Source organism: Paraburkholderia sp. 22098 (assembly GCF_052045935.1).
In the GTDB taxonomy this organism is placed as follows: Bacteria; Pseudomonadota; Gammaproteobacteria; order Burkholderiales; family Burkholderiaceae; genus Paraburkholderia; species Paraburkholderia caledonica.
This window is the reverse complement of sequence record NZ_JBQEPV010000021.1, coordinates 76157-90575: the sequence shown is the minus strand read 5'-3', so window position 1 is coordinate 90575 and position 14419 is coordinate 76157. Positions and strand designations below refer to the sequence as shown.

At 57.3% G+C, this 14419-nt stretch carries 8 protein-coding genes and 1 pseudogene; 1 reads left to right on the top strand and 8 read right to left on the bottom strand.

Annotated elements, in window-relative coordinates:
• Positions 1-70 precede the first annotated feature (70 nt).
• The 8 genes from ACTJLB_RS30440 to ACTJLB_RS30405 form a co-directional block, all read right to left on the bottom strand.
• Positions 71-340 carry a hypothetical protein gene (locus tag ACTJLB_RS30440; RefSeq protein ID WP_440785453.1) on the bottom strand — a complete coding sequence of 90 codons (270 nt, stop codon included), beginning with the start codon at positions 338-340 and terminating at the stop codon, positions 71-73.
• 83 nt (positions 341-423) lie between these two features.
• Entirely contained in the window at positions 424-2139 is a 1716-nt protein-coding gene (locus ACTJLB_RS30435) for an esterase/lipase family protein (RefSeq protein ID WP_440785452.1), read from the bottom strand.
• Positions 2139-4820 carry a type VI secretion system Vgr family protein gene (locus ACTJLB_RS30430; protein WP_440785450.1) on the bottom strand — a complete coding sequence of 894 codons (2682 nt, stop codon included), beginning with the start codon at positions 4818-4820 and terminating at the stop codon, positions 2139-2141. Before ACTJLB_RS30430 ends, ACTJLB_RS30435 begins: the two co-directional genes overlap by 1 nt.
• Before the next feature lie 1513 nt (positions 4821-6333).
• Positions 6334-6729 carry a hypothetical protein gene (locus tag ACTJLB_RS30425; RefSeq protein WP_408492804.1) on the bottom strand — a complete coding sequence of 132 codons (396 nt, stop codon included), beginning with the start codon at positions 6727-6729 and terminating at the stop codon, positions 6334-6336.
• A gap of 162 nt (positions 6730-6891) precedes the next feature.
• Positions 6892-8073 carry an integrase domain-containing protein gene (locus ACTJLB_RS30420; protein ID WP_440785455.1) on the bottom strand — a complete coding sequence of 394 codons (1182 nt, stop codon included), beginning with the start codon at positions 8071-8073 and terminating at the stop codon, positions 6892-6894.
• Positions 8074-9109: 1036 nt separating this feature from the next.
• Positions 9110-9406 (bottom strand): hypothetical protein, encoded by a 297-nt coding sequence (locus ACTJLB_RS30415; RefSeq protein WP_440785449.1) that lies wholly within the window; start codon positions 9404-9406, stop codon positions 9110-9112.
• Between the two features lie 3258 nt (positions 9407-12664).
• Positions 12665-13078 carry a hypothetical protein gene (locus ACTJLB_RS30410; protein WP_440785448.1) on the bottom strand — a complete coding sequence of 138 codons (414 nt, stop codon included), beginning with the start codon at positions 13076-13078 and terminating at the stop codon, positions 12665-12667.
• A gap of 470 nt (positions 13079-13548) precedes the next feature.
• Positions 13549-13689, bottom strand: coding sequence for a hypothetical protein (locus tag ACTJLB_RS30405; RefSeq protein WP_440785457.1), 141 nt, complete (start codon positions 13687-13689; stop codon positions 13549-13551).
• Between ACTJLB_RS30405 and ACTJLB_RS30400 the strand changes: the two are divergent.
• Positions 13628-14390: pseudogene (locus ACTJLB_RS30400) on the top strand (glycosyltransferase family 9 protein); the annotation flags it as partial. The gene ACTJLB_RS30405 and the pseudogene ACTJLB_RS30400 sit on opposite strands and share 62 nt — an antisense overlap.
• Between the last annotated feature and the right edge of the window lie 29 nt (positions 14391-14419).

Genomic DNA, 14419 nt, shown 5'->3' with positions numbered 1-14419 from the left:
GTTCGGGCTGGGTCAGAACTTCAATGGGTTCCACGTTAGAGCTGGGCTTAAACATAGGCGTAAGACTACCTCAAAGTTTAAGCGTTACCTCATGTCCGGTTTTCGCCGGGGCCGGCCCATTGGGCTGGAAGTCGGTTACTTCGGCGTCGCTTGCAATCTTACGCGCCGCTTCGTCATGAAGCTGCTGCTGATTCACAGGGTAGAACACATCGATGTTGATACCCTTAAAGCTTTGTACCAGACGCACATTCGTTGCCGAATGGGGGATATCTATTGTGTACCGTCCCACACACACCGTCCTGAGCGGCGCAGCGTTGGCGGTGGTAGAAGATGTACTCATGGCGGGATCCTGACGGTTACTGCAACCCAGCAAAGGGATTAGAAATGATACTGTCAATACTGTGACAACAAGGCTCGTACGATTCATGCATCTCCCCAATCGGCCTTCTGCGCGATCTTGGCAATCGCGTACTTTGACACGGCCATCACGTCATGTATTTCCGTCATGTACGCACCCTGATGATCGAAACCCTTGAGCGCAAATTGCTCGATAGCACTGCCGTTTTTTCCGGGCGCGAGCCCGGACTCGTGCGGTACGGTGCCGTCACCGTTCGATCCTGCAGGCTGAATTTCGAATCGCTCGTGAATGTCTCCCATCCACGAGGCATTGGCAGTCGCTTCGACCGTTCCCGCACCGTCGTCGTTTCGGGGTTTGCCATTCAGCGCCAACGTCTTGAGCTCGGCGTCTGTGTCGAACACTGACATCGGACCACGCATGACATAGCGCTCAGTGCCGATGTTCCACTGGATTTTCCCCCACGACTGGTGCGCCGAATCGGCCCCGTAAAATGCATAGGTTTGGGGGTGATAGCTATTCTGGAGCGTTGCGTGAAAATCCTCGGCGCTCCGCAGACAATTCATGTATTTCGCCCACGCAACATCGTCGCCGCCGCCGGCTCGTGTTTGCCCCGTTGGCGTAAGTGCGCCACCTATGTTGGCGGGATTTAACCACGCCGGATTCACCAGGCGCCACCATTTATCTCTTTCCGAATAGATTGATTTGTACGGGTTGCCATCGATGCGATAAACGTCGCTATTGACCTTGATCGTCAGCCACCCACCCGGATAATCCTGATTCGGCAATAGCTGCAAACCGCCAGGCGCCTGCGCCAATACCGGCGTCACATCCCAACCATACGCTCCGAGGAAAAGCCACGTTGCGAAGCTAACCGGGGACATGCTAGCGCGTTCATTGCCTGCTTTCATTCGCTTGTAGGCAGCCGGTGCGCCCAGTGCCGGCATCGCGCCATGCAGGATGCCGAGGACACGGTCCTGAGCGTCACCCATTTTCGGATGCACCGCAGCGCGCGCAACGAGGCCTCCCATCGAATGCGTAACGAGAATGACCTTTTTAACGGCCTTACTTCCCCATTTACTACGATAGTGAGCGAGGATATTGTCAATCTCGCGGGCGAGGTACTTTCCGGACTGCTCGTTCGATTGCAGCCAGTTGTATCCGACCGCGTGCACGGGATACCAGTATTTTCCGACCTGTTTCAATTCGTCGGTGCCGAGCTTCAACGGATGGGCTTTATCGTCGCTTTGGACATTGATGCCGTCCCCCTGAAAAGGCAACCAGCTGGCTTCAGGAAGCACCTGCTTGAACGCGGGATTCCACTTCACCACGTTGTTCAACTCGCGTTCGAGATATTCCAGGAATGGCCCATAGCTGCTCCAGTAAACCGTGCCCCACCCGCGAGTCTTTAGCAGTGCATCGCTGAACCCATTGGTGGGCTTAACGACTCTGGTCCCGTTCACAACCAGATCGTCATCAACCTTGGTGTTTCGGGGATCAAACACAATCTGACGGTCGGCAGGGCTGAGCTTGATGATCTTGAGGACCGCGCTCGTGGCATCTGGCCTCCATATGTTCGAAACCTGCTGTGCTTTCGACGCGTCAATGGCTTTGAGGTTGGACCCCATGATACCGGGCACGAACACAACCGGGATTATCCGGTCGGGAGGTACCAGACATTCTGCGCGCGCGGTCATGCTGACCGGCGAGGTCTCAGATAACCAGCAAGGCAAGCCGTCGTCGTCGTCGTGATAGTGAACCAGAGTTCGATTCTGATCGGCCATTAGTCCACCTCAGGAAGATACTTAAGGACGAGTTGCTCGTAGGACGAGCTTTTCTGTATGCCCGTCCGTCCCTCCGCATCGGTGCGACCGGTAATAAGAGTCCCATCACCACGCGTAATCTGGAATTTTCGGTTCGCCATGGGTTCGCCTGTGCCCCGATGACGAAGAATAAACTGCTCATCGTTGGGCATATCTGGCCAGGTGTTCATTTGTTCAGCATGTGACGTAGGCCCGCTAAACGAGTGCCCGGCACCCTTTATATCGATCTTGCCGGGCGCGTGAATCTCGATGTTGCCGTCCCTGACGCGAATATAGGCACCTCCTGACGTCAGCAAGATCTCCTGCTTTGCGGCGGCTTCGATCTTTTCCGTTGCCGAAAGCAGCTTCAACGTCTTCTGCGAGGTTAATTCGATGTTGTCCGAGTTCGCCTGAATTTCGACCTTGCCCTTAGCCGCGAAGAGCTTCATCCCGGCGTTCTGTACGTACAGGCTCAGTTTTTCCGCGATGCTCGCGATCAACGATTTGCCAGTCGCGATGTGCGTGCTCTGACCGCTCACGAAGTTAATGTGCTGGTCCGCGGACACATGGGCCGATTTCTGCGTGGACAGGGCAACACCAGACGGACTCGCAAACAGCATGACGGGCTCCTTGAATGCATTGGCATTGCCCGTGCCGCCGCCTGCGGTCTTGCCGCCCGACGCTGATCCTGCAACGCTGCCTTGTATCGCGTCGGTGAATGACTTGAGCGAGTCGTAGCCCTCCTTGAGGCTTTCCGCCCGGTGCGTTGTGCTCGCATCAGACAGCGCTTCAAGCATACTTTCCGAATTCACCAGTTGCGAGTTCGCTTCGCGCACGTCGAGTTGCTGGCTCGTTGCTGATTTCGCATGCGTGGAAACATACAGGCCCTGCCCCGCACGCACTGCGCCGTATGCGTCGGACTTCAGGTCAAAGCCGTTGCCCAGATAGGGCCCGCGTGTGTTGGCCGTCTGATCAACCAGGTAGCCCAGGTGCAAATGCGCATTCGTGCTGCTGCTGTAGAGATGGACGCGGTTCTGGCCCGTCGAGTCATCCATCACCATCTGGTTGTAGCCGCTGCCCTGATATTCCTTGGACTTGTAGCCAGAGAGCAACCCGTTGGAATGCCAGTGCGGTCGTGTCGCGCCGTTATAGACGCGGCCGGTGACTAGCGGCCTATCGCAATCGCCGTCCACCCAGTTGATCAGAACCTCTTCGCCGACTCTTGGGACATGCACGCCTCCGTATCCGCCACCGGTATCGGACATGGCAACCCGCACCCAGCATGATGCTTTTTCGTCGCCGTCATTGAGCCGGTCCCAATGAAAGCGGACCTTGATGCGATTGAGTTGGTCGGTATAGACTTCTTCGTTTGCCGGTCCGACGACAATCGCCGACTGCAAGTGCATTACCGGCTTGTGATGTTCAAACGGGCTACGATACGGCACAACCTTGCGCTGCGCTTCTACTTCAACGAGGAAAAAGCCTTCACTGCCATCGGCATGCCTGACCTTCAACCCCTCTTCAGATGCGTGACTCGATCTGACCGTCGCCAGTTCGCCTTTCAGGCTGTGCGGGAAATCGGCGGCCTGACTGGACACCGGCAGGTTGTTTTCAATGAACCACGCTGCCTCAATAATTGCGAATTGCCTGTTCTGCCCGCTATCCGTGGCGTGATCCGGGTGGTCATCCAGTTCAAACCAGCGACCGGCGTCCATCCGCCGCACACCGCCGGCACCGTAAAAGCGCTTCGCCCGCGATTCCCATTCTTCCATGCGGATTTTTGAGAGGGCAACACCCCGGTCCTGATTGCCGTAGGTATAAGCGCCCGTATATTCATATACCTCGGCTTGCTGAGGCAGGTTTCCCTGCGTGGGAAGCGTCGGGATATTTGTGCCTTTCGGGCTCGCGGACGAAGCCGGCGCCTTGTAATCGAAGGTGCGGGTCGTGAGTGTTGTGCTTTGGAGTGTTCTCGTGCCCGACCACTGCACCAGGGCATCAGTTTCGCTATTCGTGCCCGCGCGATAGAACTCGACGGTTTGGGGCGAAAGCGGCTGCAATGTATCCAGATTGTCTGTGACGACAAGGGTATGCGATTTGCCGTCGCTGCCCTGTTCGAAGTAGCCGAACAAGCCTTCGCTTTCCATCAGCCGGTGGACGAAGTTCCAGTCGTCCTCGTATTGCATGCAGAACGAGCGCGACGGGAGCGGCTTGCTCAACACAAAACGAAATGCTCCCTGGGCCTGCGGATGCATGTTGAAGACTTCGGTCAATATTTCGTCCGCGGGCTTGTCTTGCCAAATCCGCGCATCCTTGCGAAAGCGCAGAAAGTGCATCCACGATGCGAAGCCAATCTGATAACTCGTGAGACCGCTATCCGATCCAAGACGGCGGGCGGTGTGTACATAGCCGTGGTAAGGCAGATAGGACCGGTCAGTCTGCTGCATCCAAAGCGTGACAGGCTGGGCGATCAGGATTTTAAGTTCGATCGCTGCATATGTGGAAACGACATCGGCGGTGAAATCGAAATGGCGGCCAATCCGCGAATAACCGACAGCCCGCTGCGGGAGCAGAATACTATTACCCAGCGAGCTATCCAGTCTAAGGAGGCGGTCACCCTGGACGAGTCCGCCGGTTACTGCCCCGATTATGTCCTGCGCTCCCATACTGCCTCTTTTTAATGGCTGATCGAGCGACCGCGCTCTGCGCGATTTTACGAAACTTCAGATGAATCGACCAGTCATTCAATGTCAGCAATTGTAAAGCGGCATGAATTTGAATCTAATATGCGAGTGGCATATCTGTAGCTTGCGTTAAATTAATTCGCGGATACGCTGTCGGCATAGTAAGTCGATTACGATTCCGATATTTAAAAAATGGCAATTAGACTGCGCAATCCATGCAACAGAATCGCAAAAAACGGCTAGTAATCGGACGACCAGCTAGAAAACCGCTTGGCAAGATCATGCTGTTACCTCACTCAGCGATTTATGTGCGCATAGTCGCAGTGTGCAATCATATTGGGCTGGCAGCATTCCGGACGGGCAAAGGCAAACGGCGATTTACTGGCGCAGTTGGTCAAGGCGCTATGAAGCTCCCTTGACCCCGCTTGAGCGAGTTCGGCGGGCAGCATCTATTCCCGCGGGAGCCAAGCATCGCCTTCATGCGCGATTTCATACGTTCCATCCGTTGGACCTGCTGCATCCAATGCGCCAAGTCCAACCACGCGTTGCGCAATGTGGCGCATCTGATACTCCACAAGACTCGAAGAAGACAACGATTGAAGTATCACGCCCGAATGTCCTATCAAGTCTTGGAACAGTGTGGCAGGAAGGAAAAATCCGACGAACACCCGCCACAAAGCTCGCGGTCCACACGACTAGCGCACTCGCGAACATCCGTTCCAACATACCTGACCAAAGATACAGGAAATGGCTTGAAACCGAGCCAAGCATCACGGCAAAGCAGCTATACGAACGCCTCACCACGATAGCTCCCGCCCTGTATTCGGGCACACGACAGCGCCCCCTTGCGGATCCGCGTCCATCAACCAGCGAAGCGGCCGTCAGTTACCGCAGCGGGGGACCCGCGTGCAATGGCCAGTCATTGATACGCATCAACAACTCAACGCATCCTCGGTGTGGAGCAGATTTTGTCTTCATTCTCAATGTCGCGTGAAGGAGGCGATCGATGTCAGCGTCACGACTTTAAGGTACACGTCCCCATTCGCTGGAAATACGATTCAGTGACATCAGGTGCAAGCAAACGCAGTCGTTGCGCCTTCCATGATGGATCGCAGATCTTGCATGGTGCCGGCAAGCAACGATATACGACCGGGGCATCACAGCAAGGCGCCGTTTCTGCAACACCTGTATTGCAGTCGTCTGCGGTCCAATCAATACCAAACTCGACTTGCGCTGCGAATGGCGACGGAAGAACGCAATGAAAACACCGTCTTTCAAAAAACGAGATGCAAAGCCGTCGAGCTCTTCGCACGTTTCGCGAGCGACCTGCCCAGCGTCCGAAAGGCCGCACTGCCGTCCCTCATGCGAAAGGAAGCGCACGGATCCCACATCTCGCGTCCGGCGAGTCCGCAGTAAGTCGCTTTGCGCCGCATCGTTGCAGACGTTCGCGTGCCAAAACATCTGCCGCCGTGTTAGCCGGATCAGGCTCGTGCGTTCATAACCTGCCCGCCCGCATGGTCCTGATTTGGTTGGCAAAACGGACTGATTTGCGAAAAACGCAATAACCGACCAAACACACAAAGTTCGCAAAACCGGCGGCGCTCACGGTGCTCAAGGCATTGGAGCTGGGCTTGGACGGCCGCGTACCGGGGAAGACATGCGTCATGTCGAATCCATCCGCGCCGTGCACCGCCACCGCGGAAGAGCCGTTACCTAAACTGCTCACTTTGCTCGCCCCGGCGTCATCGTCACGTACCACACACTGACAAGTCCGCTGGTCGAATGGCTTTTCAGAAGCTGTGTTTCCGTTCCCTGCTGCACGCGTTAAAAGCAGGGGCTCTGCCCGCGGTCGGCCACTCTTTTGTTTTTCCAACGCTTTTTCCATTTTCATCGAGCCACCAATTGTGGAGAGTCGCTAAATGGGCGGCATTTGACCGAATCGGTCGGGTCAACGCGCCGATAAAGAGCACGTCTCGAGATACCCAAGGCGCCCGCTCCGTTGATTTTTCCCGCCGGCTGTCACGGTCGCCTCGCCGACTGTTGCCGACCTGAGTCAACGCTGGAGGTCGGCCTGTGAATCGCCCAAGACGATCAAGCCCCCACACGAAAGCGGCGCAGTGGGCAGATGGGCGCACTTCGCCAGGATCCGGTAGAGTGCCTGCCGGGAGATGTTGAGGTTTTTGGCCGCCTCTGACTTGTTACCGTTTGCCGCGGTAAGGGCCGCTATCGCCTGTTCCGCGGAAATGACGGGCCGCGACAGACGTTCGACCGCGGCAAAAGTCGAAATGTAGGCAGTCGCCTTCGCGGCGAGGCTATGTCCTGCCGCCTCGACGAGCCGCTGCATCGCCGCCTGGTGAAGCGCTGGATCAGGGCGGTGGTCGGGCCGTTTGATCGGCGCGGGTACGCCGGTCGTCCGCTCGTACATCTTTTGCAGGTACGCGTGGCGAAGCCCATGAACCGTGACGCCCTGGGCGCTGCGGGTGATCCCCTCTTTCTGCAAGACGTGGTAGAAGTGGCGATACCACTTTTTCAATGACCACGGCTCCGGAATCATTGACCCCGTGCGGGGGTTCGAGAGCCTTGCGGCGCGGATAAGCACCTCGTATTGCCACTCAGCATCGATGGGAACGGCTCGCGGACGTCCGCCTTTGGTGCCATCGATTACCTGGAGGTGGCCTGAAATTCGAAGACACTGCAGCGGACGCAGGAGCATGCTTTCCTGCGCACGTAAGCCAAATGTCGCCTGAAGCTCAACCTGCATGGCGACCCACCGGTCGCGCTCGCATAGTCGGGCGATCACGTCATCGAGCTCGACTCCCGCCGCCTCCCATGACTTGTCCTCCCGCGCAACGTAATAGCGACGATACCCTTCGGGACGCTTGATGTAGTCGTCCATTGTGCCGACGAGCTGGTGCTTTTTCATCCACGCGGCTAGCGTACGCCAGTAGGTGAGCTTGTTTTCGACCGTCCCGGGCGATTGTTTCTTTTCGTTGATCCAGAGGGTCACGAGATAGCCGATGTGTTTCTCTGCGAGGTTCCACGGCGACTGGATGGCGAAGCCTCCTTTTCGAAGTTCGCGGAAGCCGGCGACCAGACTCTGGACGCGATACTTTTGGGTCTTGATTGATATGGCGTTCGATGTAACGCGGGTTTTGCTGTGCGCTTTTGTTAAATGTCGTTGAAAAAGCTCCGCCAGTTCATTCGTGAGCCGTTGCGGGAGCCCCGCGTTTTCCATCAGCGCCGAGAAGTTCAGTTGGATCTTCACAGTCGTTTTCGTGAAAGGCGGCATCCTCCCCTATCAAGAGGACGCCGCGGGTTGATGAGGACCTGCACGCTTTGCTTTCCGGGATCTTAGAGATCAGAGAGTTGATTCACCCGGCGCAGGGAAGCACTGCCGCCTGGTGATCCTCGAGCCGGCATCGGCCGACACGAGGCTACCCGACCGCAGACTCACGTCTGTCGAGCCAGGCAATTCCTGTTGCGCTTTTCTTTTTCGGCTGCGCGGGCCGAGAGGAATGGGATTAGAAATCCGCACATAACGTGCAAGTGATTTCCCGTTCGGAGAGCCTGCTCACCACGGTCGCATTGATATCGGATCGCGTGAGTCAGGCATGGCTTTACGCCGTTGACGGAAAGCAGGTCTGGACGTTCGCGATGTCCGCACGAACGTGTTCTCAGTCAGTACAGAATTGCAATCTGGTCAGGAGACCAGCCGCCATGCGGGTCGCGGAGAACTCAGTTTCCCCAACGCGACCTGCGACGCCGGCTCTGGCTTAACTGCCATGCAGAAGGTGGACGCCCCACCGGGCGACTAGCTCAGGAAATGGAGTGCGCTGCACTCAGGTCGATGCGTCACTGACGCAGATAGGTGTAGTCATATTAAGTTTCTCGACGCGAGAGTTCGGGCGAAAAGGTCGCGATTTTGCGGTAGCTTTCGGCCAAGGCGTTGCGCTCAGTGAAGATGGCTCGCCTCTGGCGAAAACTAGCAGGTGCTGCCGAATTTCGGACCAAGGAGAACAACGCGCTGCAGCGCGTGTTCGCGGCGAGAAGCGAGCAAATCAGCGGATGGCAACTGGACATCTTCGGTCAGCAACGTCAAGCGCCGCTGCCGTCCCAGGAGTCAGATCTGTCCATTCCGGTAAAGGAGGACAGGCGCAAGCGCGCGGCAAGGGGCGTGCGCCTCTATCAGACGATGTGCCGCTCGGGCACGCTATGGATGCGATGCCGGCCGCAACATGATCGGATGACGAGCGAAACGGTCATCGGCAAGCTCAGGTACCGCGGAGCAGGATCGAATCGTCGAGCATGTAGGGCCGCCACATGCCCTGATCAAGGACAGACTTGACGAAGCGCGGGGGGAGGTTCCAGGCGGCGCCACTGATATAAAGGAATGTCACCACGTCGTCGTGCGCCTTGTTCGCGAACAGGCGCCGCCGGCCACAGCCCGGCCTGAGGTCCACGTTTTTGGCAGGACCCAGGCGGACGAGGTCGGGCACGCGCGCCTTCGATTGTGTCGTTTCTTCCACGGAATTTGAGCGCTCGTTGTCGCGCAATCGCGTGGAATTCATTAAGGAAAGTCGTTTCAAATTATCGCGGTGCCACCGAAGCGATGACATTCTTTTTTACAAGCAATAAGCTGCGCACCGCTTCCATGAGTGCTTCATTTCGCCGGACTTTCCCGCACGCTGACTTTTCGGCAAAGGCCGTGAGCGACAGGATTGCGCCGTGCAGCGCAGACTGGTCAAGCGGTTGGAGATGCCGATATTTTGCCGCGCCGTTCCAGACAAATGATGTCCGAAGCGTTGGTCATCACCGGTGACCTCGAACGCTTCAAAACGTCACACGACGGAAGGACCAACTCTGGAAATCCGCACCGTGCTCTTCGCCGCAGATGCCTTGAGTAAAGGATCTTCGATTCAATTTATTGGCCTTGACGCTCAGACTGCGTTCGACCAGCGGACAGGGAGGCACGAAATGCGGCAGCCTTCGCGTGCTGCGTACCCCGCTGGCGAACTATAGCCTGCCAAGGCTGTGCCGTAATCAGAGGATCAGACAATCCGGCCTGGAGCTTGAGCCAGCCGTGAGCAAGGTTTTCATGCATATACATCCGACGCCCCTCGCAAGCCCGTGGTGATGACCGGAAATGGTCTGCATACATGAATCCGGCTTGCTCATGGTTGGTTGCGGAAGCGTTCCCGCAGGCTGGATGAGATCCGGCCCTCCGGTCTGGGATAAATCATGGCTTGAACTACATGGGCGGTACAGACAGCAAAACCGGCGATGGGCGATGCGACTGTAAGTCTGCCCGCAGCGCCCTCGCAAAACTCGAACTCGAGTAAGAGCCAGCACGTTGAAGATCCGGCGTAGATCGCGCCGGCGGCCCGGTACGCGTCGTCTTACCAGACAAAACATCTCATGGGCACAAGCAGGACTGAAGGGCGACTACCCCAGCGGAAGCCTATACTCGATGACTAGTGAGTATTGCGCAGACGACGTCGTTGCCGCTTAGCCTTGCGCGCGTTATGCTCCATCAGCGCGCCAAGTCCACACATGGCAACTGCGGCGCCTAGTATTACAAAGCTGATATCCATGCTCATTCCTTTTCGCTCGAAATCACTTCATGAGTGAACGTTAGCACGAAACTGTTGACAACACCTCGTCTTGTCGTGTGATGCGGCGCAGGCCAGCGTCAAATGGCCTCCATACTGTGCCTTCAGGGGAAAAAGCAGCAGGACGTGCGTGGCAGAAACGGCCCACTGCTGGCGACGCTGCTTGCCGCCTTGTGCATGACATGCAATCAAAAAGCGGCGCCCCGACGCAACGGGCCTCTTCATGGATTAGAACCGGCAAGGTCATTCAGTTCAACGAACAGCGCGCACGCCGAGATTATCCGGCATCGAGGACGTCGGTATTGCAGACGTAGCGTACTACCGTTTCAGGGCGCCGCATTCGGCGCCGGGTTATGACGCCGGCGATATGAGCGATTGGCGTATTGGATCGCCGATGATCTGTACTTCACCGTATGCCCCCGACCGCCTAGCGATGTCAAGCACCAGGTCGCAAAAGTCGGTTCCTTGAGCGCAGACCCGCGACGGCAAAAACGCTAGCGCGAAGAGTGCAGTATGAGATTTTTTCTTCAACACATTGCGGTGACGCCGCGTCATACGTTGCATGGCACGTTGAAGTAATTTTTGTTAGTTCATCATACACACGGCAGGCGGAAGTCAAGGAAGCGCTGCACAACTGACCCGCGCGCGAATGACAGGACGTTTGACGCAGTCCGTTCCCTACCGTGGTACGAAATGGTCGACTCAGGAGGGCAACGAAGACCTTAGCTCGGCAACGTACTCGATCTTGGGCTGAGGGAGCCGAGCGAGATCATGATCCGCTTTCGCGTTGAAACAACGAGCCCTTCTCGATGCGCACAGTGCGCGCGTCACCTCCCCGAATCCAGACGCCTGGACCAGCCGGCTGACGGTCTTAACCCGAAAAGCTCCGCAAAAACGCATAGCTTTTCGTCCAGCATAGCGTTGCATCCGGCAGCTGATTCCACCATGATCGTACGTTTGCCGGAACTCCCGCTCAGGTCGACATCCCCGCGGGATTGCGGCGTCATCAGGCATGTCTCTGGCGTATCTAACGAGGTGCCGGGCGAATGTGGCTGCTCGGTTCACAATCAAAGTTTGTTGCGTCCGTAAGGTAGGATGCAACGAGATGCCGTCCTGGCTTTTCTAGATGAAGTCGAAGCTCACACGGCAATCGGCTTGGCGCCTCGCCTGGACCAGCCTCAGGTTTCCGAGCGACACAGACGTTAATGCCTCGTCACGCCTACACGGCCTCCAACTCGGGACGGCTCTACGGGAGAATCTCATAAAGGCATGAAACTCGCGCAAACGTTTCGACCTAATGAACGCAAAAGGACCGTTAGCCGGCTAACGGTCCTCGCGACGCGCAAAAACCCGCCGCCCCTTGTCCAGCAAGGCTTCCAAGCCAACGCTTGCTCGCACTGACCTTGTAATTTATGGAACCGCCTTGTATTGCGCGTATCGATCCGTCGGGACAACCGGCTGCGGCAAACGGATTGAGTTTATGAGAATGCGCGAATACAAAGCCGGTGCGGCCGGCAAATCAAGGGCTTCGGACATAAACGGGCCATAAAAAGCAAAAGGCCACCCGAAGGTGCAGCCTTCAACAGAAGATGGAACAGTGAAAGCCGGTCCGCGTCAATAATCAGCGTGGAACGCGCGGACGCCGGCGTTCGCGATCCGCCTTGCGGCCGAGGTCACTCATGTGCTTGCCATACGCACAAATCGCAATCGTCAGGATTAGCGCAACTACACCAAAGCCCATAGTGATTCTCCGTTCATGAAATCCATGCCCTCAATAAAGGTTAGCACAATCGCCGCAAGCGAGGCCTCGTTCAGAATAGCGCCCGCGTCTAACTGATGATTGAGTGCCAATACCCAAGGAAACCCACCAGCGAAGCGACAGAGAGCGCGTGACAGAAGCGACCGAACTGCTGCCTCTGATCCTTACTCCACGCCTTTGCGATCGGGATGATTGACAGCTTCGCTCGACATTCGTGACCGGGACGATGACCGAAAAAGTACCGTCCACGCGATGATCGAGCGGCGCATTCAGGCCATCGATCAGAGCAACTACTGAGGTCGGTCGCAATCGATGGAGGCCAACGCGCCGCTTGCGATAGAAACGGCCATCGATGCTGGCTCTGTGTCTTCTGTTCGCGCCTGAGATCACGGAGGCGCATCGGAGGGCTGCGTAGCACGCTCTTCTTCCGACGGCTCAGCAACCACCGTTTGCCTGTGTCAACTCTCGCCCCAATCCACACATCGCAATTCCAAATGGGCGGCGAGTCTCACGGCATCGAGATGCTGAAGATGGCTCGCGCGGAAACGGTTCAATCGCGTGCGCATAAAATGGTGAAGTTCAGATGGATACAGGATCGCTTCGGGCAGCGCAGGATCGAGCACGCACTGCGAAGGGGCGAAAACTGCAATGGACTCAACCGGACATCCATATTCGGCGAGTAACGCATGCAGGTGTCGCACAGCGGGCTTTGCCCTGCGTAGTGGAGACGTCTGGACAGAAACGACACCGACCTTGTCATGGACGAGCAGTTCGTCGTCGTTTAACGAGCGCTTTACAGTGCCCGTCCAATCGTATCGGCCAATGACAAATGATCCGAACCCAGTCACGGCAAGACAATCCACCCACGTCATCGGATTACGCGTTCCGGGCGCGTGCTCAAGCATCACGCCGCGGCGTACGACGAATGCGCGGGATGGCGCATCGACGCCGTTTGTCTCTTGCCTTGTCAAAAAGCGTTGCAGCGCTACCAGGCGTCGAGATTGCCGGCGGACTTGGAACCCGGAGCCAGTTCGTCGAAGCATCCGGCAGCATAGTATGCGTCTTCATTCGCAACAGAAAACAGCGCCTTGCCCTGTTTCATTTGATCTCCTTTCGTGGACTGCAGGGGTTATCGGACGGCGGTTCACTCACGATCTGGGCACCTGACGAGCAAGCGTCGATTCAACAGCGGTTGGGCGTGACGTTGCGTCGTAGATCGAAAGGATTGCCGACCACTCCAGCTTGCCATTTGCAGTCAGAAGTCAAGGCAACCCTTTCATAAAAGAAGCAAGTCGAGAGCGTCGTTCATGGCCCCTATTACCTGCCGCCCAGACGACGGCTGTTAGCGCTCCTGCAGGATGGGAAACGGGAACTGGAAACTGAACTGCGAGCCAATCAGACGATGGCAGCGTGAGACCTCGCCGCCGCGCCGCTCCAAGAAAGCGAGCCGCTGGGCTGATTTCAAGGCGATCGCGGCGTCCATCGCAGAACTGGGTGCGCATCGCTACGACTACATCATCGACATTCACGGCGTGTACAAAAGCGCGTTCATCGTGGTTCTCGCCCGCTCGCCGCGGCGCATCGGCTATCAGTCGCAGGATCTTGGCGAGCGCGGTGCCGCGTTTGCCTATAACAGGCGCTCCGGTCCGCGTCCGCAAGGCAATGCGTGGCACGGCGTGCGCATCAGGCAAAGGCGCCGTTCACAGGCGAGCGCGCACCCGTCGCTGCACTTTTTCACGCAACGTCGAAAGACGACACGAGATGGCCGCTCGCGCATTGGGCGATGGTCGGCAGGGAACTCGCGCAACGCGGCTTCCGGGTGGTGCTGCCGTGGGGTTCCGAGCGCAAGCGCAGCGACGCCGAACGAACGTCGCGCAGGTGCCCGGTTCCAAAGTTCTGGCGGAAATGAGCAAGCCCAAAATCGCGCAAATGATCGACACTTGCGCGCTGGCGCTCGGCGCGGACACCGGTTTTGTCCTCCTTGCCCATGCACTGCAAAAGCGCACCGTCATGGTCTTCGTGGCGACCTCACTATCGCACTGCGGCATGGAAGCGCCGGTCCGCCTGATCTCGGTCGGCGACGGCTTTTCGGTGCCGCCCATCAGCGACGTGCTCGACGCGATCGACTACGTGCATAGGGAGCCGCAGGTTTTCGCCGTGCAGCAAGGCTCGGTCGCGGCTTAAGCGCGGCTCGCCGTGCAATCGCCTGCTCG